This is a genomic window from Gemmobacter lanyuensis (genome assembly GCF_014652355.1).
GTDB classification, from domain to species: Bacteria; Pseudomonadota; Alphaproteobacteria; order Rhodobacterales; family Rhodobacteraceae; genus Gemmobacter; species Gemmobacter lanyuensis.
In genome coordinates, this window is sequence record NZ_BMYQ01000007.1 from 102,616 (window position 1) to 125,250 (window position 22,635).

The window sequence follows — 22,635 nt, forward strand, 5'->3', positions numbered from 1 at the left end:
CTTACCCATGACCAAGACCCTCAATGTCGGCCTGATCGGCTGCGGCAATATCTCGACCTCCTACCTCGGCCGCGCGCCCAATTTCAAAGGCATCAAATTCACCGCAGTGGCGGATGTGAACCCCGCCGCTACCGAGGCCCGCGCCGCCGAATACGGCGTCACGGCCCTGTCGGTCGAGGCGCTGCTGGCCGATCCAGGCATCGACATGGTGGTGAACCTGACCATCCCCGCCGCGCATTACGCCGTCTCCAAGGCCGCGCTCGAGGCCGGAAAGCATGTCTATTCCGAAAAGCCCTATGTGCTGACGCTGGAGGAAGGCCGCAATCTGGCCGCCACCGCCGCCGCGCGCGGGCTGCGTGTGGGGTCGGCCCCCGATACGATCCTTGGCAGCTCGCATCAGCTGGCCCGCCACATCATCGACAGCGGCGCGGTGGGCAAGATCACCTCCGGCACCTGCTTTGTCATGAGCCACGGGATGGAGGACTGGCACCCCAACCCCGACTTCTTCTTCCTGCCGGGGGGTGGGCCGATCCTTGATCTGGGGCCCTATTACATTGCCAATCTGGTGCAGCTTCTGGGTCCGGTCGCCCGCGTCACCGCGCTGACCGCCACGCCACAATCCAGCCGCACCATCGGCAATGGCCCCCGTCTGGGCGAAGAGGTGCCGGTCCGCACCCCCACCACAATCCACGCACTGCTGCAATTCGCCTCGGGCGCGGTCATCACGCTGGTGGCAAGCTGGGATGTCTGGCAGCATGATCTGGCGAATATGGCGCTTTATGGCAGCGAAGGCACGCTGCATGTGCCTGATCCCAACTTCTTTGACGGCCCCGTCCGTATGACCCACCGGGGCGAGGCCGCCGATCTGCCCGCCTGGGACCACCCGCTTGGGCCCAAAAACCGGCACGAAGTCTGGGGCAGCGTCGCAGATTACCGCACCGCCGGGCTGGCCGACATGGCGTTGGCCATTTCCGAGGGCCGCCCCCACCGCTGCAACGATGCCTTCGCCCTGCATGTGGTCGAGGTGATGACCGGCATCCTGCGTGCGGGCGAAATCGGCGGCTTTGTCGCCATGACCACCACCTGCGACCGCCCCGAGCCGCTCGGCCCCGAGGCCGCCCGCGCCCTGATGGCCTGAAAGGACCGACCATGAGTGACCGAAAGACGGGCATCAAGGGCCCGGCGATCTTCCTCGCGCAATTCGCAGGCGATGCCGCCCCCTTTGACAGCCTGCCCAATATTGCCCGCTGGGCGGCGGACCTGGGCTACAAGGGCATCCAGCTGCCCGCCGATCCGCGCTTCATCGACCTCGACCGCGCGGCAAGTTCGAAAACCTATTGCGATGACCTGCGCGGCATCTGCGCCGAGGCGGGCGTCGAGATCACCGAGCTTTCGACCCATATTCAGGGCCAGCTGGTCGCCGTGCATCCGGCCTATGCGCCGCAGTTCGACAGTTTCGCCCCCCCTGCCCTGCGCGGCCAGCCCAAGGCGCAGGCAGAATGGGCGGCGGGCGAGGTGATCAAGGCGGCCCATGCCTCGCATAATCTGGGGCTGGGGGTGCAGGTGGGCTTTTCCGGGGCATTGGCCTGGCCCTACCTTTACCCTTGGCCGCAGCGCCCCGCCGGTCTGGTGGACGAGGCCTTCGGCGAACTTGCCCGCCGCTGGCGCCCCATTCTGGATGTGCATGAAGACCTTGGCGTCGATTATGCCTATGAACTCCACCCCGGCGAAGACCTGATGGATGGGGCGAGCTTTGAACGTTTCGTCGCGGCCACGGGCGATCACCCCCGCGCCTGCATCAACTATGACCCGTCGCATTTCCTGCTGCAGCAGCTGGATTATCTGGCTTTCATCGACCTTTACGCCGACCGCATCCGCGCCTTCCATGTGAAGGATGCCGAATTCCTGCCCACCGCGCGGCAGGGCGTCTATTCCGGTTTTGCCGGCTGGGCCGACCGCGCGGGGCGCTTCCGGTCGCTGGGGGACGGGCAGGTCGATTTCCGCGGGGTCTTTTCGCGGCTGACCAAGGCGGGCTATGCGGGCTGGGCGGTGCTGGAATGGGAATGTGCGCTCAAATCCCCCGCGCAGGGCGCGGCGGAAGGCGCCCCCTTCATCGCGGCGCATCTGATCGAACCTACCCCCCGCGCCTTTGACGATTTCGCAGGCGCCACCACCGACCGCACAGCCCTGCGCCAGATGCTGGGATTGGAGGAAACCCCATGACGAAAATCCGCCTTGGCATGGTGGGCGGCGGGCAAGGCGCCTTCATTGGCGCCGTGCATCGCATCGCGGCCCGGCTCGATGACCGCTTTGAACTGGTGGCCGGGGCACTGTCCTCCGATCCCGCCCGCGCGGCGACCTCGGCGGCAGAGCTTGGCCTTGCGCGCAGCTATGCCGACTTTGCCGAAATGGCCCGGGCCGAGGCCGCGCGCCCTGACGGCATTCAGGCCGTCTCGATCGTCACCCCAAACCATCTGCACCTGCCCGTCGCCCGCGCCTTCCTTGCGGCGGGTATCCATGTGATCTGCGACAAACCTCTGACCGCCACCCTGCCCCAGGCCGAAGAACTGGTCGAGGCCGCCGCCCGCTCCCGCGCGCTGTTCGTGCTGACCCATACCTATGCGGGCTACCCCATGCTGCGTGCGGCGCGGCGGTTGGTGGCCGAAGGTGCGCTGGGGAAAATCCGTCTTGTGCAGGTCGAATACGTGCAGGACTGGCTCGCCCGGCCGGTCAGCGGCAAACAGGCGGACTGGCGCGTCGATCCCGCGCAATCGGGCGAAGGCGGCGCCATTGGCGATATCGGCAGCCATGCCGCGCATCTGGCACGCTTTGTCTCGGGCCTGCCAATCGAACAGGTCTCGGCCGAGCTGCACAGCTTTGTCGAAGGGCGGCGGGTTGATGACAATGCGCATGTCCTGCTGCGGATGGGCGCGGCGCGCGGCATGCTTTGGGCCAGCCAGGTGGCCCCCGGCTTTGACAATGACATCCGCCTGCGGGTTTTCGGGGATGAAGCCGGGATCGACTGGTGCCAGTCCGATGCAAACCGCCTGCGCTTGACGCGGCTGGGGGAGCCGTCGCAGATCCTGACGCGCGGTGGCCCCGGATTTACCGGCGCGGCCCGTGTGCCCGCCGGTCATCCAGAGGGCTATCTTGAGGCTTTCGCGACCCTTTACGCCGATGCGGCCACGGCCATCCTGTCGGGGACCATGCCCCCGGATCTGCCCGGCCTGTCCGACGGGATGGAGGGGATGCGCTTCATCGCAGCCTGCCTGCGGTCTTCGCGGGCCGACGGGCTTTGGACCCGGCTCTGACACACCGGCACCTTGTGGGAAAAAGTGGGCGAACCGACGCGCAGCCTTTGGGCAGGCGCGTCGGAACCGCCAGCCGAAGACGCACCCAAAGCACTTTTGAAAATACATCCGGAACGTGTTCCGCCCCGGCCAATCGTCCCGGCACTTGTGGGATTGCCAGAGCGCCGGAATGAAGTCAACTGTCACGTTAACGTGAACGTCACTTTCATCATGGGGTAAAATCGTCGGAAATTAGATCTCAACCGGCATTTCGACGGGCCGCCTGCGCCCGGCAAGCCCAAGCCGGACACGGGCAACGCCCCCTTCGATCTGATAGTCCAGCGGCAGCGACAGCTGTTCGGACAGGCTGATGATGATGGCAAATCCAAGCCCCGTCCCGCGCGAGGCCGGGCCTTTTTCAAAACGGTTCGGGTAAAAGGCGGCATCGGCGGCGACCGGATTGCTCACCTCCAGAACGGCATCGGGGCGCAGCACCACCCGCACTGCCCCCGTGCCATGCTCCACCGCATTGCCGATGATATTGCGAAGCAGAATGGCCAGCGCGTCGGGATCGATGCGCAAGACGAAATCCTCATGGTTTCCGTCGTCGAACAGGATGCCGCCCGGTGCGGCCGGACGCAGATCGTCGATCACCAGCCAGAGAATGCGGATCAGATCCGCCTCACCCTCGCTGATCCCGATACCTGCCTCGGCGCGGGACAATTGCAGCAATCGCTCCACATGGCGGGCCATCGTCTCGACCGTGACCACAAGCCGACCGACACCTTCGGCCACGTCGGGCCGCCCCTCCATCAGGCGCAACTGCGCCCGCGCGGTCGCCAGCGGTGTGCGCAGTTCATGCGCGGCATTGGCAATGAAGCGTGCCTCGGCGTCGCGCAGCGCGGCGATGCGCCGGAGATAATCGTTCAGCGCCTGTGCCATGGGCCACAGCTCTTGCGGAAGATCGGCTTCGGGAAAGGCCGTCATATCCCCGGTTTCGCGCGCAGCCACCGCATGGGCAAAGGCATCGGCGGGGGCCATCGCCTGCCCTGTGGTGCGCAAGATAACCCAAAGCAAGCCCCCCAGAAGCGGCAAAAGCATGAACAGGAAGGCGCGCGCGCTTTCCAGCAGTTCCTCATGGCGAAAGGCGCGGCTCTGGCCGATTTCCACCGCAAACAGGGGCGAGCTGCGACGCAGCACCCGCCAATCCCCCGCGTCATGGAAACCCTCCTTGCTCAGGCTGGGCCAGGGCGCGGGCGGAACCGGCTTGCCCGGAACCAGCACGCGCAGCAGCTGCTCCTCGCCGCCGGGTGCAAGCTGCAACCATTGCGGGACAACGCCGACACCATTCTGCTGATCCAGCATCGCCAGCAGCAGCCGCGCATCGGTCTGCATTCCCTCGTCCAGCACCTCGGACATCTCATGGTCCAGCACGGCAAAACCCACCGCCATGGTCGCAAGCCAGCCCGCCGCAAGCGTCGCCAGCACATTGCGCGACAGCCGTCCGCGCAGCGTCCATCCAGGGCCGGGGCGGGAGGGGGCGGTCATGGCACCAGGTACCCTAGCCCGCGCCGCGTCTCGATCACCGGCGCCCCCAGCTTTTGCCGCAGGCGCGAGATATAGACTTCGACGGCATTCCCCTCGATTTCACTGTCAAAGGCATAAAGCGCCTCTTCCAGACCGGCCTTGGACACCACCCTGCCCCGCGCGCCCAACAGCGCATCCAGCACCGACCATTCCCGCGAGGTCAGCCGCACCTCATCCCCCCCGCGGAAGACGCGCGCCCGTGCCCGGTCCACCTGCACGTCGCCCAGATCGACCAGGGGCGAAGCCTCGCCCTGCCCCCGCCGCGCCCGGGCGCGAATGCGCGCGGCCAGCTCATCCAGATCAAAGGGCTTGACCACATAATCATCCGCCCCGGCATCCAGGCCCGCGATCCGGTCGGAAATCTGGTCGCGCGCGGTGGCGATGATCACGGGCGTCCGGTCGCCCGTGCCACGCCGGGCGCGCAACAGCGCCAACCCCGATCCGTCGGGCAGCCCCAGATCCAGCACCACGCAGGCATAATCCGCCACTGCCCAAGCGGCCTCGGCCGCATCCACCGTTGCGGCATGGTCCACGGCATGGCCCGCCCCGCGCAGATAGCGCAGCACGGCCTCGGCCAGATCAGGGGTATCTTCGATCAGCAAAAGTCGCATGACCATGGGATACGCCGCCCTTCGGGACGAGGCGAGCAAAAAAATTGCACCCTCCGCCCCGGCTGTAAGGTTGCAGCAAGCTGGACGGGCCAAAAGGAACCCATCGATACACCGGAGTATATCAGATGCGTTTCATCACCCTTTCCGCCACCGCCCTTGTCCTGCTGGCCGCCCCGGCGCTTGCCGAAGAGAAATGCAATGTCCCGCAGGCCGAATGGCGCAGCGAGGCGGAGCTGACCGCAGACCTGACCGCAAAAGGCTGGACCATCAGCAACATCAAGACCGAAGATGGCTGCTACGAAGTCTATGGCAAGGATGAAAAAGGCACCCGCGTCGAGGTGTTTCTGAACCCCAAGACCTTCGAAATCGTTGGTTCGGATGAGTGATCCACGCGCGCCTGAGGGTATGGTTCCGGTCTGGGACCGCTTCGTGCGCGTCTTTCACTGGGGCCTTGTCACGCTGATCGCGGTCTGCTGGCTGACGGCGGATGAGATCAAGTCCGTACACGAGGCCGCGGGCTATCTGGTCGCCGGGCTGATTGCGGCGCGGCTGGTCTGGGGGCTCATCGGCCCCCGCCACGCCCGCTTTGCCGATTTCGTGCGAAGCCCCCGGGCCGTGCTGGATTATCTGGCGCTGCTACGGGTGGGGCGCGAGCCGCGCTACCTGGGCCACAACCCAGCCGGGGGCGCCATGATCGTGGCGCTGATCGCCACGGTTGCGGGCACCGCGCTGACGGGCTGGTTGCAGACGACGGATATGTTCTGGGGCTCGGAAATGCTGGAAGAGGTCCACGAACTTCTTGCCACGCTGATCCTATGTCTGGCAGGGATTCACATTGCAGGCGTGGTGTTTGAAAGCCTCCGCCACCGTGAAAACCTGGTGACGGCGATGATCGACGGACGCAAACGGGCATCAGAGCGGCCCCACAACTGACCATTTGGTCCCCACCCGCCCCGGCACGATCCGGGACGGGTCAATACCCTTCTCACAATCCCTGGTGATCATGCCTCTTTCTGCCCAACCGTCGCGCAACAGCCTGTGGCGGCGCCCCGAAATCGGGCCCCTCGCCCTCAATGTCGCCGTGGCGACCTACCTGCTTGTCCTGTGCAACACGACATTCTGGCGCAAGCTGGGCAAGATCTTTGCGGGCGATCCCGGCCATGTGATGCTCTTCGGGGCGGCGGTGGCGATGCTCACGCTGTTCACGCTTATGGTCTTCACCGTACCGCGGCTCCACCGCCCGGTGCTGGCGCTGCTGATCCTGGTGTCTTCGGCCGCGGCCTATCACCAGGACCGGCTGGGCATCGTGATCGACCGTGAAATGGTGCAGAATATCATGCGCACCTCCGTGTCGGAATCCAAGCAGCTTCTCAGCCCCTCGCTCGTGATCCATGTGCTGCTGACCGGGGTGCTGCCCGCCCTGCTGATCTTCGTGCCGCGCCTGCGCTATCCGCGGCTACGCCATGTGCTCTGGCGCTGGCCCCTCTCGCTTGCGCTGACCTTCGCGCTGTTCGCCGGGTTCCTTTTCACCGATTTCAAGGCCTTTTCGGCCGCCATCCGCGAACACCGCGACCTGATGGCCGCCTATCAGCCCGGCGCAACCATTGCCGCCGTGACGCGCTATGCCAAGCAAGAGCTGCGCGCCCAGAACATCAAGGCCACCCCGCTGGGCACCGATGCGACCAAGGGGCCGCGCCTCACGCGGGCGGGCAAGCCCGTGCTGACCGTGGTCTTTGCCGGTGAAACCGCGCGCGCGCAGAACTTTGGCCTGAACGGCTATGCACGCGACACCACGCCGGGCCTGCGGACGCGGAATGTGGTGAATTTCCCGGACGCAAGCTCTTGCGGCACCTCGACCGCCGTTTCGCTGCCCTGCATGTTTTCAAACCTTACGATGGACGGCTACAGCCACACCAAATTCGTGGGCACGGAAAACCTGCTCGACGTGCTGACCCATGCCGGGATCAAGGTCGAATGGTGGGATAACAACACCGGCGACCAGACCATCGCCAAACGTCTGGGCTGGACCCGCATCGACAAGAATTTCGACCCCGCCGCCTGCGCCGAAGGCGAATGCACCGATCAGGCGCTGGTCACGCTGATCGATCAGAAGCTGAAAACCATCACCGAAGATACCGTGCTGGTGCTGCATATGATCGGCAGCCACGGGCCTTCCTATTATCAGCGCTACCCGCGCGCCTTCGCCCAGTTCAAGCCCGAATGCACCACCACCGAATTCACGCAATGCACGCCCGAACAGATCACCAATACCTATGACAACACGATCCTCTTCACCGATCATGTGCTGTCGCAGGCCATTGACCTGATGCAGGCGCAGGATCGCGTCGTTCCGGCCCTGCTCTTCATGTCCGACCATGGGGAATCGCTGGGCGAAAACGGGCTTTATCTGCATGCCGCGCCCCGCTTCATGGCGCCCGAAACGCAGACCAAGGTGCCTTTCGTGATGTGGCTGTCCCCCCTTTACCAGCGCAGCATGGGCATCACGGCGGACTGCCTGCAGGGCAAGACCTCACAGCCGGTCAGTCATGACAACCTCTTTCACACGGTGCTGGGGCTGATGGATGTGCAGACCACCGTCCGCAACCCCGACCTGGATCTGACAGCAGGCTGCACGGCCGCCGCTGGCTGATCCATTCCGCCTTGGCTGACCGACTCGCGTTCCCCGTGTCAGCCGGTGGAACCGCCGCCGCCCACCCCAGGGGTTGGCGGCGGTTTCCATTTCGACTGACCGCAACGCAATGATGCGATTTGACGAAGAATTAACATGCCGCAATTGAACGGCGTGGAACGGAAATTCTATTCTCCCCTCATGCCCCCAAGGTGCAAACGGGAGGAATGTGACAATGGGAAAACGCGATTACAGCATGCTGGGCCCCGATGGTGCCCGCGCGGTGGAAATCGGGCTGGCGGCTGCCGAATGGTATCATACCGAAGTGCCGCGCAAGCAGATGAAGGAACTCATGCAGCGCAGCGACAGCCCTGCGATTCGCGACAGCGTGATCCTGTTCGGCTGTATGATCCTCTTTGCGGGCCTCGGCATCTATCTCTGGCCCTCGTGGTGGTCGGCGCCCTTCTGGCTGGCCTATGGCGTCCTTTACGGCTCGGCCATGGATTCGCGCTGGCATGAATGCAGCCACGGCACCGCCTTCAAGACGCCGTGGATGAACAACCTCGTCTATGAAATCGCCTCGTTCTGCATGATGCGGAACTCGGCCACCTGGCGCTGGAGCCACGCCCGCCACCACACCGACACCTATATCGTCGGCCGTGACCCGGAAATCGCCGTGATGCGCCCGCCAGAATTCTTCCGCCTGATCGCGAATTTCTTCGGCGTGTTCGATTCCATCGCCGCGATGCAGCGCATGGTCTACAACACCTTCCTGGGCGTCCACCCCGAGGAAAAGACCTTCGTGCCGCAAAGCGAATGGCCCAAGGTGGTACGCGTGGCCCGCATCTCCTTTGTGATCTACGCCGCGACCATCGCCCTTGCCGTCTGGATGCAGTCGATCCTGCCGCTCATGGTCATCGGCCTGCCCCGCCTTTATGGCGCCTGGCACCACGTCATGACCGGCCTGCTGCAGCATGGCGGTCTGGCCGACAACGTGATCGACCACCGGCTGAATTCGCGCACCGTCTACATGAACCCGATCTCGCGCTTCATCTACTGGAACATGAACTACCACGTCGAACACCACATGTTCCCGATGGTGCCCTATCATGCCCTGCCGAAGCTGCATGAGGCGATCAAGCATGACCTGCCCGCGCCGAACCGTTCCATCGCCGAAGGATTTGCCGAAATGTGGCCCGCGCTGAAACGCCAGCTGAAGTATGAAGACTACTTCCTGAAGCGCGACCTGCCGACCACGGCCAAACCCTATCGTGAAGACTTCCACGCCGCCGCACTGGGTGCCGTAGCCACCCCCGCCGAATAAGCCAGAGGAGAGACGACATGCCCCAGTGGATTGACGCCTGCGCCACCGACGACATCGACGAAGAAGACCTGATCCGCTTCGACCATGCCGGCGCGACCTATGCCATCTACCATTCCCCCGAAGGTGATTTCTTCGCCACCTCCGGCATGTGCACCCATGAGGCGGTGCATCTCTGTGACGGGCTGGTGATGGGCCATCTGATCGAATGCCCCAAGCATAACGGCCAGTTCGACTACCGCACCGGCGAGGCCAAGCGCGCCCCCGTCTGCGTCAACCTGAAAACCTTCCCCGTCAAGGTCGAAGCCGGCCGCGTCCTGATCGAGGTGCCGTGACCATGGCGAAACGTCCCACCATCCACGACCTGCGCACGATGCGCGGCAAGCACCAATATGCCATGCTGCGCGTCGAGACGCTGGAAGAGGCCGAGGCCGCCGAGCGGGCCGGGGTCGAGATGCTCTCGGTCCCGCCCTCGATGATCCTCGATCCGAACTTCCGCGATGCCGCCCCCACGGCCTTCTGTTTCCCCGGCGATAACTTCTTCAATATCGGCGGCCCGGAAAAGATGCTGGAATGGGCGCTGAACATGTACAAGCATGGCGCCGATGCGGTCTATTGCTCGGGCAGCCTCGCGGCCGTGCGGCTTCTTTCGGAACATGCGATCCCGGTCTGCGGCCATGTCGGGCTGATCCCGTCCAAGGCCACCTGGACCGGCGGCTTCAAGGCCGTGGGCAAAACGCTGGAAAGCGCGCAGCTTGTCTGGAACCAGTGCAAGGCGCTGGAAGAGGCTGGCGCTTTCGCGGTCGAGATCGAGGTCGTTCCTGCCTCGGTCACCGATGCGATTGCCGAACACAGCGACCTCTTCCTCATCTCGATGGGGGCCGGGTCGGGGGGTCATGCCCAGTATCTGTTCACCGATGACATCCTGGGCCAGAACACCGGCCATGTGCCGCGCCATGCCAAGATCTATGCGAATTTCGCGGCCGAATATGCCCGCCTGCAAGAGCTGCGGATCAAGGCCATGCGCGATTACGTGACCGATGTGCACGAAGGGCTTTATCCCGCACCGCAGTATTGCGTGGGCAGCGACCCCGAGGTCGTCGCGGCCTTCCGCAGCTGGCTTGCCGATCAGGACGCCCCCGCGTCCTGATCCTCCTCCTCCAATGCCAGCGAAAAGGGGCCCCGCACTGCGGGGCCCCTTTGTTGTTTCATCAGGTCGTCAGGGGCAAAAGCCCCCTGCCCCATCAGCCCATCCGTTCAGATGCATAGGACCCCGGCGAGGCCGGGAAGACCACCGTCTTGTTCCCGTTCAGGAACACGCGGCGGTGGATATGGGCGTGGATTGCGCGGGCCAGAACCTGCGCCTCGACATCGCGACCAAGGCTCACGTAATCCTCGGCGCTTTGGGCATGGGTCACGCGGATGATATCCTGCTCGATGATCGGGCCTTCATCCAGATCCGCCGTCACGTAATGCGAGGTGGCGCCGATCAGCTTCACGCCCCGTTCAAAGGCCTGCTTGTAGGGGTTGGCGCCCTTGAAGCTGGGCAGGAAGGAATGGTGGATGTTGATGATCCGGCCCGACATCTTCTGGCACAGCTCATCCGACAGCACCTGCATATAGCGCGCCAGCACCACCAGATCGGCCCCGGTGTCGGTCACGACCTGCATGATCTGCGCCTCGGCCTGCGGCTTGTTTTCCTTGGTGACCTTGATGCAGTGGAAGGGGATGTCGTGGTTCACCACCACCTTCTGATAATCCATGTGGTTCGAGATCACTGCCACGATGTCGATCGGCAGCGCCCCGATCCGCCAGCGATAGAGCAGGTCGTTCAGGCAATGGCCAAAGCGGCTGACCATGATGATGACCTTCATCTTCTCGGCTTCATCGTGGAAATTGAACTCCATCCCGAATTTCCCGGCCGTCGCTGCAAAGCCTACGGCCAGATCGTCGAGGCTCTTTCCCTGCTGGGAAATGAAGCTCACGCGCATGAAGAAGCGACCGGTCTCCAGGTCGTCGAACTGGGCGCTGTCGCTGATGTAGCAACCATTGTCGGCCATGTAGTTGGCGATGGCGGCAATGATGCCGCGGGTGGTCGGGCAGGTCACGGTCAGGGCGAATTTGGACATGGCAGGCTCCGGTTGTCTCTGCCCCCATTTCTACACGGGCGCCCTGCCCTGCCCATGCGTCAGTTGCGGCGGTTTGCCCCTCATTTCAGCCTTTCATGCGGCGCCTTGTCGCGCATCGGAAACCTGCGTTCCAAAGCGGATAAACGAACATCCGTTCATAAATTTCCCTGCGGGGAAATGGGGCTTTCCCTGCGGGGAAAGATCGGCTTTGATGCCGCCACGACAGGGGCGTCCGACCGCGGGCTGAGAAGCACCCTTAGAACCTGACCCAGATCATGCTGGCGGAGGGAGTCGCTCGCCGCCACCCCGGCGTGCCCGCGTCCCGCGCCAAGAAAGGCCGAACCATGACGCCGCCGCGCGTACCCAATGTGCTGTCCATCGCCGGGTCCGACCCCTCGGGGGGTGCTGGTATCCAGGCAGATCTCAAGGCAATCAGCGCCAATGGTGGCTATGCCATGGCAGCGATCACGGCGCTGACGGCACAAAACACTCAAGGGGTGAACGGGGTGCAGCGCGTGCCAGCCGCCTTTGTCGCCGATCAAATCCGCGCGGTGCTAGCTGATGTGCAGACCCACGCCATCAAGATCGGCATGATGGGCAGCGCCGAAACGGTGCGCGCGGTTGCGACAGAGCTGGCGGACCATGCGGCCCCGGTCGTGCTGGACCCGGTGATGGTGGCCAAGGGCGGCAGCCCGCTCGCCGATGCCGAGACTGTCGCCGCGCTGCGCCACCTGCTGCCCCGCGTCACGGTGCTGACCCCCAACCTCCCCGAGGCCGCCGCCCTGCTGCACCTCCCCGAGGCGCAAAGCCGCGACGCCATGCTGGCCCAGGCGCAGGCGTTGCGCGGCCTGGGCTGTGCGGCGGTGCTGCTGAAAGGGGGGCACCTGCCCGGCGATCACTGCCCTGATCTGCTGCTGCAGGACAGCGGCGTCACATGGTTCGACGGCCCGCGCCATGCGACGCGAAACACCCACGGTACTGGCTGCACACTTTCCTCGGCGCTGGCCACGCAGATGGCGCGGGGGCTTGATCTGGCGGCGGCCTGTCGTGCGGCCAAGAACTATACCGCTGCCGCCATTGCGGCGGCGGACGGCTTGCAGGTGGGTCGCGGCCACGGCCCGACCGATCATTTCTTTGCGCTGCGGTGATCCGCGCATGAAAAAAGGCGCCGGACCGCCGGCGCCTTCTTCCGTTTCCCCGCGGGGAATTCAGCCCAGCGTCTGGAAGAACGCCTCCACCGCCGCCTCAAGCCGCGCCCGATCCACGGTCGAAAAGTCACGGTCGAACTGCAGCTCAACCCGGCCTTGGGCAGCCGTGCATTTCACATCGCCCATCGCCAACGGCAGGCGCAGCGTGGTCTTGCCGCGTTTCGCAGGCCGCCCGCGCGCGGGTTTTCCCTGCGGGGAAACCTCGGGGCGCGTGCCCGCGAAATCCCGCAGGATCGCCAGCTCTTCTTCCGTCGTGCGCCCCGGTGCCGCGCGCAGCGCCGCGGCCAGCCGCCCCGATGACCCCGGCTCGGCCTCAAGCCGATGCGCGACCTCAAGCCCCAGCGCACGCGGGATCGCTTCGGGATGTTCCAGCACCTTTTCCATCGCCCGCATCAGAAACGCAAAGCGGCGGATATAGCTGCGCTTCTGCGGCCCGGCCGAGGCAAAAAGGATATTCACCGCCTCATCCAGATCATCACAATCGACCGAGGGGTCTTCAGCATAGCCCTGCGCCAGGCGTGCCATCTCCGCCCAGGAGATGTCCTTGCGAACCATGTTCTCATCGACCATGCGGCGATAGAGATCCTGGATCGTCTCGCCCCGCGCCATCAGGCCCGCAGGAATGCGGGCGAAACGCTCATCCCCGGTTTCCGCAAAAAGCTCCCGATAGGCAGACAGACGCCGCCACCCCTGCACGAGCTCATAGCGGCCCTCGGCCACCTGCTCGACCCGGATGGGGTTGGACAGGCCCACCGCCAGGATCGAGGCCTTGAGGTCATCCAGCTCCGGGTCGACGCGGCGCGAGCGGTCGCGGATCAGCTTGGTCGCATCCACCGCCGCAATCGGGATCAGATCCGTCACCAGCCCGAGCTTTTTCAGCCGCACGAATTCATGCGCCAGCGCGTCATTCTCGGCGCGGATCAGTGCCTCTTGCTGCTGGCGTTCCCGCAGCGATTCTGCGTTCTCGCCAATGGCCGTCGCCATCGGCCCGCGCCGCAGACCCATCGCAGGGCGGGGGGCTTCTTCAACGACAGCCTCTTCCTCCGGGATGTCGATGTCGAACATGCGCCGTTTCTTGGTCATGCCTCAGTCTCCCCCAGTTTGGCCCAGGCGGCGCAGAGGTTGTTGCGGAATTCGCCATAGGCATTGTCAAAAGTCATGCGGGCCCGCCGCCAGGTTTCGCGCGTCATGTCACGATAGTCGATCTCATAGACCGAACTCAGGAAGCGGCCCGACTGTTCAACCGCGCGCGTATGTTCGATCGGGTTGTCGGTCACCCTATCGCCAAAGACCTTGCGGAAGGCTTCGTACATGGCGCGGTGCAGGTCGTTGCCCGGCTCATATCGCGTGAGCAGAAAGCGCACATCGAGGAAGGCCTTGGGCAACTGCATTTTCCCCGCGGGGAAATTCGTCTCGAACCCTGCGCTCAGATCCTCCAGCGCCTCGGACAGCTGACCGATGAAGGAGGTAGTCGAGTCATATTCCCAATAGCCCGGCCCGGAAGGCACATAAAGCACATCGGCGGCAAAGACCGCGTTCATCGACTGATAGCCGATGGCCGGCGGGCAATCGAAGATGATGATGTCATAGGCATCATCCGGCAGCTGATCGAGCCAGCGCGACACCGCCGCGAAGAAGGACCAGTCCGGGTTGATGTGCCGATACTGCGCGCTGGCAAATTCGACGAAGGCCGCGTTGGCGCAAGAGGGCACCAAGTCGATGGTCGGCCAAGAGGTCGGCTTGATAAAGTCGGTCGCCCGCAGATCACCGAGGCCCATATCGGTGATCTGGGCGGGCAGCTTGCGGCGGGGCAGGGCGGTGCCGCTTTCGGCGCCCTGAGCCGCGCGGTTCATCCGGTCCGTCTCACGCACGAGATCGCGCGCCATGATGCCCCAGACCGTGTGCTCCTCATTCACATCCGTCAGGCCCATGGAGTGTGACAGCGTCGCCTGCGGGTCAAAGTCCACGCAGAGCACGCGGTAACCATCCAAGGCCGCGGCATGGGCGAAGTGGAGCGCCACGGTCGATTTGCCCGCCCCGCCTTTGAAGTTCGCGATGGCGGCACGGATCGCGCGCTTGCCCGCGGGGCGTTCCGGCAGCAGGCTCTTGCGGTTGACCTTCATCTTGCGGCGCATCTCATTGATCTCTTCGAGCGAGAACCACCGCTGACGGCCATCCTCCTCAACCTCACCCGAGGGCAGAGCGGGGTCGAGCATCAACCGGCCACGGAACGTAGATTGGTTGACCTTGAAGATCAGCTCCGAGACTTCCCAGGAAGAGAAGCGCCGCAGGGTCTTTTCCATCTGCGGCGAGAAGGTCTGCTTGCGGATCCAGCCCTGCATCTTGAGCGAATTGTCACGTAGCTCTTGCAGGTCGCGGTGGGTGAACATGACTGCCTCGTCGTTTTTTCGTCGTCGAAGCGAAAATACGTGGAGTTTGCGTTTTCCGCAAACACTATTATCATAGCGTGCATATTCCCCGCGGGGAAAGGCCGTGGGCGAATCCTTCCACTCTGGGCGTCTGCGGCAAAAAGCCCAATGATTCGGGCCGGTTAGTAGGAAGATACTCCTCTGACCACTATATATAGAGAGGACGTCCCGATCGCACCGCCACAGGCAGAGGGGACATCTTGACGCAAATGGAGTGACATTCAGGTCGTCCCCTAATACCTATAAACCCAAACCAGAATCCGGTTTGTCGCGGATTTTGGCGCCCAGATCGGTCCGCTGATCCTTTCGCTTGACAGAATCGAACCTCTGGACGCAAATTGACCCCAGATCAGGAATAGCGTTGAAAACCCGCCGGGGATTTCCGGGAAGGGGCGACCTGATCGAGGCAGAAGAGCTGGCGATCAACGCCGGGACAGGAGCAGATCATGGCGCAGGCAAAGCTGATGGGGCGGAACGCCTCGGCACGCAAATATGATATCCTCACGGCGCTTGGCGTGCATGCCTGCCGGGGCGACAAGCATTTGCAGCGGCTGGTGCTGCGGCTGATCACGCTGATCGTGGCGCGCTACAACTGGCAATCGGATGAACTTTGCGTTGGGCAGCGCGAAATCGCCCAGCTGTGGTCCGTTGATGAACGGACCGTGAAGCGCGACATGGCCCGCCTGCGCGAAATCGGCTGGCTGACAGTCAAGGCAGCCGCAGCGCGGGGGCGCGTGACGGTGCATGGCCTGGATCTTGACGCGATTGCGCGCACCACCGAAGCCGACTGGGCCGCCGTTGGCCCCGATTACGCCGCCCGGATGCGTGGCACACCCGAAGAGACCCCCGCACCTACGGGCAATGTCGTGCCCTTTCCCCGCGCCGCACCGGGCGCTGAGGCGCCGATCTGGGACCGCGCGCGGCATCGTCTGGCAGGTGAGAATGCAGCGCTTTGTGCGGCCTGGTTTGACGGGTTGAAGATGGTTGAGGGCGACGGCGACCGGCTGCATCTGAAGGCGCCCACGCGTTTTCACGCCGATTACGTGATGACCCATCACATGACCCGGCTGATCCATGCCCTGCGAAGCGAAGGGGTGGAGAGCCCGAGCCTGACCATCACGGCATGATGATTCCCCGCGGGGAAATACGATTTCCCCGCGACAGATCTTTGACAATCTGGTTCAGACCTGCGCCCGCCAGGCTGCTGCATAGGCCGCAAGGGCAGGGTCTGCAGGCCCGGTGGCAACAGGCCGGGCAGGGGGGGCATCCGTCGCGAAAAGCAGCGCGGCGCCGATGGCAGTTCCGGTGCGCCCCTGCGCCGTCTCAACCGGCAGACCCGTTGCTGCGGCCAGCATGGCGCAGTAATCGCTGTTGCGGGCGAAGGGCCCTTCCACAATCAGTGGCCCTTGGGCGCCCGTCATCGCAAGGCATTCGGCGGTCATCAGTGCCAGATACCAGGACAGGGCGACCACCCGTTCCGCTGGGGTGCCATCCGCCGACCAGCGCGCCTGACGACCGGGGAAGGGGCCGCTGTCCCCGACCACCGCAGGCAGCAGCATAAAGCCGCGCGCCAGAACCGCCTGGCGGTCCGCCTCGGTAACGCTGGGCAGGGGGCTAGGGACCGTCAGCTCCCATTCTCGGCCGCCCATGAAGCGGGCGGAAGGCACAGGGGCCCCAAGCGCATTCACATTGACCAGCACGTCGCGGGCGGGGTCGAGCGTGACGGCGGCCCCGCCCATGGTCATCACCACGACCCAGGTTCCGGTGGAGACGACCGAAAACGCCCCGCTGCGCGCCCGCAGATGCGGCAGAAGCGAGGCATTGCTGTCATGGATACCGCAAATGACCGGCGTATCGGGGCGCAGGCCGGTGATGGCCGCAATCTCGGGCAGGATCGGCCCCAGAACATCCCCCGACGGCCGCGCGGGCGCAATGGGCAGGCCCAGACGCGCGGGCAAGGTGGAAAACTGCCCCGCCCAAGGGTTCCAGAGATCGGTATGACAGCCGAGCGAAGTGACGTCCGTGGCGGCCACGCCGCTCAGACGATGCGCCCAGAACTGCGGATAGGTCACGACCTGCGCCACGCGGTCCCGCAGATCCGGCATCTCTGTCAATTGCCAATGCAGCTGAGCGCCGAGGTTCAGGCCCATCGCCATCTGTGGCGCCCCGGTTTCGGCAAAGGGCGGGCGCAGCGCGGCATAGGCAGCGGACTGGCCGGGGCGCGGGTCTTCATAATCCATCACTGGGGCCGCCAGCGCGCCCGCGTGATCCAGCAGCGCCGCGCAGGCGCCATGCGTGGTGATGGAAATCGCATCCACCCCATGGGCCGCGTGAAACCGCGCAAGCGCGCCCAGCAGGAACTGCCAATGCCCCTCGACATCGAAATGCGGCCAGGGGGGGCCCGGAATCACGGTATTGGGCCGCGTTTCGACCGCGATTTCGGTCAGGCTCTCCAGATCGACCAGCGCGAGTTTCGCATTGGTCTTGCCGATGTCGATCACGGCGATATGGCGCGGGGTCATGGCAGGTGGAACACCGGGATCAGGGGCACGGCAACGGGTTCATTGTTCGGATGCGTGGCCATGAGATCGGCCATATAGGCCCACCATTTCTGCATGACCGGATGGTCGGGCAGGGCGTCCATGCCATGATCCGCCCGGCGCCACAGCACCCCGAAAAGCGCATGGGTTTCAGGATCGAGGTGGATCGAGTAATCCTCGACCCCGGCCTCTTTCAGAAGCGCCGCAAGCTCGGGCCAGAGCGCATCGTGGCGGCGGCGGTATTCCGCCTCGGCGCCGGGGTTGAGCATCATGCGGAAGGCATATTTTTCCTTCATTTGCGCAGCATCCTCCAAAGACGGGGCAGGGCGATGACGCCGATCAAGAGGGCGCCGATGATGATCGACATGACGATCCCCGGCACATTGAGCAGCCCAAGACCGAAGGTGACAAGCCCCATCACCAGGGCTGCGATCACCACGCCGGGAATGGAGCCCGATCCGCCAAGGATGCTGACGCCCCCCAGCACGACCATGGTCACGGCCTCCAACTCCCACCCCATGGCGATGGAGGGGCGGGTGGAGCCGAGACGCGAGGTCAGGCAGACAGCGGCGATCCCGCTCATCAAGCCGGTCAGGACAAAGAGCATGAAGCGGATACGATCCACCCGGATGCCCGAGAAGCGCGCGGCGGTGGCATTGTTGCCGATGACATAGACCGCGCGGCCAAAGTTCGTGCGGTGCAAAAGGACGTAGAAGACCACTGCGAAAAGAGCGAAAAGCACCAATTCAAAGCTGAAGACCCACCAGACATAGCCCTGCCCGAACCAGCCGAAACCGGCCGGATAGCCGGTATAGGCGCCGTCGCCGAGGGCGATATAGCTCAGCCCGCGAAAGAGGCTCATGGTGCCAATGGTGACCACGATCGAGGGCAGGCCGAACCGCGCGACCAGCAGCCCGTTGAACGCCCCGCAAAGCACCCCGGTGCCAAGCCCCACGGCCACCAGCACCGGAACGGGGGCGCCTGCGATCATCGCAGCCCCCATGGCGGTCGAGGCCAGGGCGATGATCGAGGCGACCGAAAGGTCGATCTCGCCCGCGATGATCAGCATGGCCATGGCAAAGGCGATCAGCGCCTTTTCGGTGAAGTTGAAGCTCGCGTCGCTCAGGTTCCAGGGATCAAGGAAATAGGGCGAAGCCAGCGAATTCGCGACGAAAATGCCGACGGCGACGACGAAAAGCAGCATCTCCCAGCTTTTCAGCGCGCGGCGGGTGGGGGACATCAGCCGGTCGGGGATCTGCCGGCCCGTGGCTTGGGGGGCGGTGGTCATGCGCGATGCTCTGCTTTTTTGAGAATGATGCGGCCCTTGGGCCCCTGATTGCGGGAATTGAACGCAATGGCGATCAGAATTGCGGCACCAGAGATTGCCATCTGCCAGAAGGGCGAAATTCCGACGACGGGCAGGGCGTTCTTGATGATGCCCAGAAACAGCGCCCCCATCACGCAGCCCGCGACCGTCCCGGCGCCCCCGGCGATGGCGATGCCGCCGATCACGCAGGCGGCCACGACATCCAGTTCAAACCCGCCCGCGATATCGACATAGGCCACCGCATAGCGCGCAACCCAAAGATAGCCGGTGAAGCCCGCCAGCGCCCCGGAAATCACGAAGGCTGCCATCTGCGTCCGCCCGACCGAGATGCCGGTATAGACCGCGGCATGGGCATTGCCGCCCACGGCAAAGAAGGCCCGCCCCAGCGCGGTGCGTCGCACCAGAACCACCGTCAGCACAATGACGGCCACCGCCATCCAGGCCATGATCGGCAGACCCAGAAAGATCAGGCGGGGCAGGGCCTTGAACCCCTCGGTCATTTCATGGGCATTGATCCATTTGCCGTCGGTCAGCAGAAAGATGATGCCGCGATAGATGGTCATGGTGCCCAGCGTCACCACGATGGAGGGAATGTCGAGCTTCCAGACCAGCAGCCCGTTCACCGCCCCAAGCGTCGCGCCAAGCGCAATCACCGTCAGCAGGATCAGCGGCAGCGGCACGCCCGCGCCATTCATCATCGCGGCAATCATCCCCGTCAGTGCAAGGTTCGCCGCGACCGACAGGTCAATGCATTTGGTGACGATGACGACCATCTGCCCCAGTGCCAGAATGATCAGCGGCGAGGTGTCGGTAAAGACATTTGCAAGGTTCAGGGGGCTGACGAAGCCCGGAAAACGGCTGGCAATCAGCGCCAGCAAGATCAGGATGGCAAGCGCCAGAATGGCCTCGCGCGATTTCAGAAGGCTGCTCATGCCGCCTCTCCTTCTTCGATGCCGACGGCGGCACGCACCAGATTTTCGGGGGTCATGGCATCGCCTGCGAATTCGGCGGCGATGCGGCCTTCGCGCATGACGATGACGCGGTCGGACATGCCCAGAACCTCGGGGATTTCCGAGCTGACCATGATCACCGCAAGGCCCTGCGCGGCAAGTTCGGACATGAAATCATGCACCGCGGCCTTGGACCCGATGTCGATGCCCTTGGTGGGTTCATCCAGGATGATGACGCGCGGCCGCGTCGCCAGCCATTTGGCGATGACGACCTTTTGCTGGTTCCCGCCCGACAGCAGCCCCACATCTTGATCAAGACTTGCCGCCCGGAGGTCGAGCCGCTGGGTATAGTCGCGCGCCAGCCGGAATTCCTCGGACAGACGCAGAAAACCGCCCTTCGACGTGCGGCTGAGCGAGGGAAGGGTCACGTTCTGAAAAATCGGCAAGCCCTTGACCGCTCCCTGCTTGCCACGATCTTCGGGGACATAGACGATCCCCGCCTCCACCGCCTGCGCGGTGCTGCGGATCACGCGGATGTCGTTCCCGATGCGGCAGGCGCCTTTGGAGGGTTTGGTGATGCCGAAGAGGGCCTGCATCACTTCGGACCGGCCCGCGCCGACAAGGCCGTAAAAGCCGAGGATTTCGCCCTCATGCAGGGTAAAGCCGATGTCCTCGAATTCGGTCGGGTGGCAATAGCCGCTGACCGTCAGCACCGGGTTACCGATGCGGGCGGGGCGCTTGGGGTAGATCTGATCGACCGACCGGCCCACCATCATCTGCACCAGCTGGCCTTCGGTCACATCGGTGATGTGGCCCTCGGCGATGAACTGGCCATCGCGGAACACGGTCCAGCGATCTGCGATGCGAAAAATCTCGTCGAATTTGTGCGAGATGAAGAGGATGGCCTTGCCCTGCGCCTTGAGGGTTTCGACCAGCTCGTACAGCTCGTGAATTTCCTTGTGCGACAGGGCGGCGGTGGGTTCGTCCATGATCACCACCCGCGCATCGATGGAAAGCGCGCGCGCAATCGCCACCAGATGTTTCGAGGCGATGCCCAGGTCGCGCAGCCGGACCTTCGGGTCCAGATTGGCGCCGATCGAGGTGAGCAGGCGCCGGGCCTCGGCCTCCATTGCCGCCCAGTCGATCAGGCCCAGACGGGTGCGGGGCGCATGGCCGATGAAGATGTTCTCCGCCACCGTCAGCTCATCAAACAGCACGGTTTCCTGATGGATCGCCGTCACGCCCGCATCGCCCGCGGCCTGGGCGGTCGGAAATTGCACCGGGCGGCCGTCGATGGCGATGCTGCCCTCATCGGGTTGGTAGATGCCGGTCAGGATCTTGACGATGGTCGATTTGCCCGCCCCGTTTTCACCGATCAGCGCCGTGACCTGGCCGGGGAAAAGGTCAAGCTGCACGCCGTTCAGCGCACGCACACCGGGAAAGGATTTGGAGATGCCGCGAAGGCTCAGCACCGGGGGGGTGGTGCCGGAAGCGGGTTGCGCCTGCATGAAAACGACCCTGCGAGAGAGAGGGAAGGAAAAGCGGCCCGGCCGGGAGCTGGCCGGGCCTGTGATCAGCCCGAGGGCCTGCGATCAGAAGATCGACGAGAAAGCGTCGATGTTCGAGGCATCATAGACGAAGGGGTCGGCCATGGCGCCTTCCAACTTGTCGTCCAGCTTGACGCTGCCCATGCGCCCCATCGGGATTTCGGCGCCCGCTTCGGCCTTGGCGGTGCCATTGGCGAGGTTGTAGGCGATCATCGTGGCCGAATAGCCCAGATCGATCGGGTTCCAGATCGCGAAGGATTTCGAGGCGCCCGATTTCACATGGCCGGCCATTTCCGACGGCAGGCCAAGGCCCGTCACATTGATCTGGCCGATCTTGCCTGCGTCCGTCACCGCCTGCGCCGCCGCCACGATCCCGACCGAGGTCGGCGCGATGATGGCCTTGAGGTTCGGGTAGGTCTGCATCAGGCCCTGGGCTTCGCGGTAGGATTTGTCGGCCAGGTCATCGCCATAGACGGTGCCCACGACGGTCACGCCCGGGTAGTTGCCCATGACCTTGTTCATCTCTTCGATCCAGGTGTTCTGGTTCGTCGAGGTGGTGGTCGCCGACAGGACCGCAACTTCACCGCCTTCGGGCAGGTTGTCGGCGGCAAGCTTGATGATCATGTTGCCGATCAGCGGGTTGGACGAGGGGTTGAGGTGCATCATCCGGCCCTCGGGCGCCACGCCCGAATCCCAGGAAATGACGGTGATGCCGCGGTCCATTGCCTTTTTCAGCGTCGGCACCAGCGCGTCGGTGTCATTGGCGGAAACGGCAATGGCATCGACCTTCTGGGCGATCAGGCTGTTGATGACCTCGATCTGGCCTTCGGCGGTGGTGTCGGTCGGGCCGGTGTAGATGATTTCCACGTCGCCCAGCTCTTTGGCAGCTTCTTCCGCGCCCTTGGCGGCCGCTTCGAAAAAGCCGATGCCAAGGGCCTTGACCACCAGCGCGATGCGCTTGGGTTCGGCATGGGCGCCGGTCGCGGCCAGCAGCGCCGTCGCCAGCGCAGCAGTGGTCAGTGCCTTCTTCAGAATGCTCATGTTGTCCTCCCTGAGCGTTGTTGTCC

At 64.2% G+C, this 22,635-nt stretch carries 22 protein-coding genes and 1 riboswitch; of the genes, 11 read left to right on the forward strand and 11 right to left on the reverse strand.

What is annotated here, in order from left to right:
* Positions 1-7 precede the first annotated feature (7 nt).
* From IE101_RS12365 to IE101_RS12375, 3 genes are read left to right on the forward strand one after another with little or no spacing between them, the layout of a single operon-like run.
* Positions 8-1,138, forward strand: a complete 1,131-nt coding sequence (locus tag IE101_RS12365) for a Gfo/Idh/MocA family protein (RefSeq protein ID WP_189634157.1) — start codon at positions 8-10, stop codon at positions 1,136-1,138.
* Between the two features lie 11 nt (positions 1,139-1,149).
* Complete coding sequence (locus IE101_RS12370; protein WP_189634158.1) at positions 1,150-2,223, forward strand: sugar phosphate isomerase/epimerase family protein; 1,074 nt, start codon at positions 1,150-1,152, stop codon at positions 2,221-2,223.
* Positions 2,220-3,311 carry a Gfo/Idh/MocA family protein gene (locus tag IE101_RS12375; protein ID WP_229804147.1) on the forward strand — a complete coding sequence of 364 codons (1,092 nt, stop codon included), beginning with the start codon at positions 2,220-2,222 and terminating at the stop codon, positions 3,309-3,311. Before IE101_RS12370 ends, IE101_RS12375 begins: the two co-directional genes overlap by 4 nt.
* A gap of 231 nt (positions 3,312-3,542) precedes the next feature.
* On the opposite strand, the gene IE101_RS12380 is transcribed toward IE101_RS12375, so the two are convergent.
* Both IE101_RS12380 and IE101_RS12385 read right to left on the reverse strand, forming a co-directional pair.
* On the reverse strand, positions 3,543-4,838 hold the full coding sequence (locus IE101_RS12380; RefSeq protein ID WP_189634159.1) for a sensor histidine kinase: 1,296 nt from the start codon (positions 4,836-4,838) through the stop codon (positions 3,543-3,545).
* Positions 4,835-5,488, reverse strand: a complete 654-nt coding sequence (locus IE101_RS12385; RefSeq protein WP_189634238.1) for a response regulator transcription factor — start codon at positions 5,486-5,488, stop codon at positions 4,835-4,837. Before IE101_RS12385 ends, IE101_RS12380 begins: the two co-directional genes overlap by 4 nt.
* A 125-nt stretch (positions 5,489-5,613) precedes the next feature.
* On the opposite strand from IE101_RS12385, the gene IE101_RS12390 reads away from it, so the two are divergent.
* The 6 genes from IE101_RS12390 (at position 5,614) to IE101_RS12415 (ending at position 10,588) form a co-directional block, all read left to right on the forward strand.
* Positions 5,614-5,874 (forward strand): PepSY domain-containing protein, encoded by a 261-nt coding sequence (locus IE101_RS12390; protein WP_189634160.1) that lies wholly within the window; start codon positions 5,614-5,616, stop codon positions 5,872-5,874.
* A complete protein-coding gene (locus tag IE101_RS12395) occupies positions 5,867-6,421 on the forward strand; it encodes a cytochrome b/b6 domain-containing protein (RefSeq protein WP_189634161.1) in 555 nt (184 codons plus the stop codon). The genes IE101_RS12390 and IE101_RS12395 overlap by 8 nt, the downstream gene beginning before the upstream one ends.
* Before the next feature lie 70 nt (positions 6,422-6,491).
* Positions 6,492-8,138, forward strand: coding sequence for a phosphoethanolamine transferase (locus IE101_RS12400; protein ID WP_189634162.1), 1,647 nt, complete (start codon positions 6,492-6,494; stop codon positions 8,136-8,138).
* 214 nt (positions 8,139-8,352) lie between these two features.
* On the forward strand, positions 8,353-9,441 hold the full coding sequence (locus tag IE101_RS12405) for a fatty acid desaturase family protein (protein WP_189634163.1): 1,089 nt from the start codon (positions 8,353-8,355) through the stop codon (positions 9,439-9,441).
* 17 nt (positions 9,442-9,458) lie between these two features.
* Positions 9,459-9,773, forward strand: a complete 315-nt coding sequence (locus IE101_RS12410) for a MocE family 2Fe-2S type ferredoxin (RefSeq protein WP_189634164.1) — start codon at positions 9,459-9,461, stop codon at positions 9,771-9,773.
* 2 nt (positions 9,774-9,775) lie between these two features.
* Positions 9,776-10,588 carry a 3-methyl-2-oxobutanoate hydroxymethyltransferase gene (locus tag IE101_RS12415; RefSeq protein WP_189634165.1) on the forward strand — a complete coding sequence of 271 codons (813 nt, stop codon included), beginning with the start codon at positions 9,776-9,778 and terminating at the stop codon, positions 10,586-10,588.
* Between the two features lie 94 nt (positions 10,589-10,682).
* Here the strand turns inward: IE101_RS12415 and purU are convergent, their stop codons facing one another.
* Positions 10,683-11,567, reverse strand: coding sequence for a formyltetrahydrofolate deformylase (gene purU / locus IE101_RS12420; protein ID WP_189634166.1), 885 nt, complete (start codon positions 11,565-11,567; stop codon positions 10,683-10,685).
* Between the two features lie 214 nt (positions 11,568-11,781).
* Positions 11,782-11,874: riboswitch (TPP riboswitch) on the forward strand.
* Positions 11,875-11,911: 37 nt separating this feature from the next.
* Here purU and thiD point away from each other — a divergent pair.
* Positions 11,912-12,715, forward strand: coding sequence for a bifunctional hydroxymethylpyrimidine kinase/phosphomethylpyrimidine kinase (gene thiD, locus IE101_RS12425; RefSeq protein WP_189634167.1), 804 nt, complete (start codon positions 11,912-11,914; stop codon positions 12,713-12,715).
* 60 nt (positions 12,716-12,775) lie between these two features.
* Here the strand turns inward: thiD and IE101_RS12430 are convergent, their stop codons facing one another.
* Both IE101_RS12430 and IE101_RS12435 read right to left on the reverse strand, forming a co-directional pair.
* Positions 12,776-13,858 (reverse strand): ParB/RepB/Spo0J family partition protein, encoded by a 1,083-nt coding sequence (locus IE101_RS12430; protein WP_189634168.1) that lies wholly within the window; start codon positions 13,856-13,858, stop codon positions 12,776-12,778.
* Positions 13,855-15,165 carry an AAA family ATPase gene (locus IE101_RS12435; protein WP_189634169.1) on the reverse strand — a complete coding sequence of 437 codons (1,311 nt, stop codon included), beginning with the start codon at positions 15,163-15,165 and terminating at the stop codon, positions 13,855-13,857. Before IE101_RS12435 ends, IE101_RS12430 begins: the two co-directional genes overlap by 4 nt.
* Positions 15,166-15,650: 485 nt before the next feature.
* Here IE101_RS12435 and IE101_RS12440 point away from each other — a divergent pair, with 485 nt between their 5' ends.
* Positions 15,651-16,331, forward strand: a complete 681-nt coding sequence (locus tag IE101_RS12440; RefSeq protein WP_189634170.1) for a hypothetical protein — start codon at positions 15,651-15,653, stop codon at positions 16,329-16,331.
* Positions 16,332-16,385: 54 nt separating this feature from the next.
* Here the strand turns inward: IE101_RS12440 and IE101_RS12445 are convergent, their stop codons facing one another.
* The 6 genes from IE101_RS12445 to rhaS all read right to left on the reverse strand — a co-directional run bounded on the left by IE101_RS12445 (position 16,386) and on the right by rhaS (position 22,609).
* The gene (locus IE101_RS12445) at positions 16,386-17,726 is read right to left on the reverse strand and encodes an FGGY-family carbohydrate kinase (RefSeq protein WP_189634171.1); all 1,341 of its coding nucleotides are present in this window, start codon (positions 17,724-17,726) and stop codon (positions 16,386-16,388) included.
* Positions 17,723-18,040: an L-rhamnose mutarotase gene (gene rhaM / locus IE101_RS12450; protein WP_189634172.1), complete on the reverse strand. Its 318-nt coding sequence runs from the start codon at positions 18,038-18,040 to the stop codon at positions 17,723-17,725. The genes IE101_RS12445 and rhaM overlap by 4 nt, the downstream gene beginning before the upstream one ends.
* Positions 18,037-19,032, reverse strand: a complete 996-nt coding sequence (locus IE101_RS12455; protein ID WP_189634173.1) for an ABC transporter permease — start codon at positions 19,030-19,032, stop codon at positions 18,037-18,039. The genes rhaM and IE101_RS12455 overlap by 4 nt, the downstream gene beginning before the upstream one ends.
* Positions 19,029-20,003: an ABC transporter permease gene (locus tag IE101_RS12460; RefSeq protein ID WP_189634174.1), complete on the reverse strand. Its 975-nt coding sequence runs from the start codon at positions 20,001-20,003 to the stop codon at positions 19,029-19,031. Before IE101_RS12460 ends, IE101_RS12455 begins: the two co-directional genes overlap by 4 nt.
* On the reverse strand, positions 20,000-21,529 hold the full coding sequence (locus IE101_RS12465) for a sugar ABC transporter ATP-binding protein (protein WP_189634175.1): 1,530 nt from the start codon (positions 21,527-21,529) through the stop codon (positions 20,000-20,002). The genes IE101_RS12460 and IE101_RS12465 overlap by 4 nt, the downstream gene beginning before the upstream one ends.
* A gap of 84 nt (positions 21,530-21,613) precedes the next feature.
* On the reverse strand, positions 21,614-22,609 hold the full coding sequence (rhaS, locus tag IE101_RS12470; RefSeq protein WP_189634176.1) for a rhamnose ABC transporter substrate-binding protein: 996 nt from the start codon (positions 22,607-22,609) through the stop codon (positions 21,614-21,616).
* Positions 22,610-22,635: the final 26 nt, after the last annotated feature.

Bases quoted from the DNA above. Each gene is read 5' to 3' on its own strand.
- IE101_RS12365 (WP_189634157.1), top strand. From the start codon at position 8: ATGACCAAGACCCTCAATGTCGGCCTGATCGGCTGCGGCAATATCTCG.
- IE101_RS12370 (WP_189634158.1), top strand. From the start codon at position 1,150: ATGAGTGACCGAAAGACGGGCATCAAGGGCCCGGCGATCTTCCTCGCG.
- IE101_RS12375 (WP_229804147.1), top strand. From the start codon at position 2,220: ATGACGAAAATCCGCCTTGGCATGGTGGGCGGCGGGCAAGGCGCCTTC.
- IE101_RS12380 (WP_189634159.1), bottom strand. From the start codon at position 4,838: ATGACCGCCCCCTCCCGCCCCGGCCCTGGATGGACGCTGCGCGGACGG.
- IE101_RS12385 (WP_189634238.1), bottom strand. From the start codon at position 5,488: ATGCGACTTTTGCTGATCGAAGATACCCCTGATCTGGCCGAGGCCGTG.
- IE101_RS12390 (WP_189634160.1), top strand. From the start codon at position 5,614: ATGCGTTTCATCACCCTTTCCGCCACCGCCCTTGTCCTGCTGGCCGCC.
- IE101_RS12395 (WP_189634161.1), top strand. From the start codon at position 5,867: ATGAGTGATCCACGCGCGCCTGAGGGTATGGTTCCGGTCTGGGACCGC.
- IE101_RS12400 (WP_189634162.1), top strand. From the start codon at position 6,492: ATGCCTCTTTCTGCCCAACCGTCGCGCAACAGCCTGTGGCGGCGCCCC.
- IE101_RS12405 (WP_189634163.1), top strand. From the start codon at position 8,353: ATGGGAAAACGCGATTACAGCATGCTGGGCCCCGATGGTGCCCGCGCG.
- IE101_RS12410 (WP_189634164.1), top strand. From the start codon at position 9,459: ATGCCCCAGTGGATTGACGCCTGCGCCACCGACGACATCGACGAAGAA.
- IE101_RS12415 (WP_189634165.1), top strand. From the start codon at position 9,776: ATGGCGAAACGTCCCACCATCCACGACCTGCGCACGATGCGCGGCAAG.
- purU (WP_189634166.1), bottom strand. From the start codon at position 11,567: ATGTCCAAATTCGCCCTGACCGTGACCTGCCCGACCACCCGCGGCATC.
- thiD (WP_189634167.1), top strand. From the start codon at position 11,912: ATGACGCCGCCGCGCGTACCCAATGTGCTGTCCATCGCCGGGTCCGAC.
- IE101_RS12430 (WP_189634168.1), bottom strand. From the start codon at position 13,858: ATGACCAAGAAACGGCGCATGTTCGACATCGACATCCCGGAGGAAGAG.
- IE101_RS12435 (WP_189634169.1), bottom strand. From the start codon at position 15,165: ATGTTCACCCACCGCGACCTGCAAGAGCTACGTGACAATTCGCTCAAG.
- IE101_RS12440 (WP_189634170.1), top strand. From the start codon at position 15,651: ATGGCGCAGGCAAAGCTGATGGGGCGGAACGCCTCGGCACGCAAATAT.
- IE101_RS12445 (WP_189634171.1), bottom strand. From the start codon at position 17,726: ATGACCCCGCGCCATATCGCCGTGATCGACATCGGCAAGACCAATGCG.
- rhaM (WP_189634172.1), bottom strand. From the start codon at position 18,040: ATGAAGGAAAAATATGCCTTCCGCATGATGCTCAACCCCGGCGCCGAG.
- IE101_RS12455 (WP_189634173.1), bottom strand. From the start codon at position 19,032: ATGACCACCGCCCCCCAAGCCACGGGCCGGCAGATCCCCGACCGGCTG.
- IE101_RS12460 (WP_189634174.1), bottom strand. From the start codon at position 20,003: ATGAGCAGCCTTCTGAAATCGCGCGAGGCCATTCTGGCGCTTGCCATC.
- IE101_RS12465 (WP_189634175.1), bottom strand. From the start codon at position 21,529: ATGCAGGCGCAACCCGCTTCCGGCACCACCCCCCCGGTGCTGAGCCTT.
- rhaS (WP_189634176.1), bottom strand. From the start codon at position 22,609: ATGAGCATTCTGAAGAAGGCACTGACCACTGCTGCGCTGGCGACGGCG.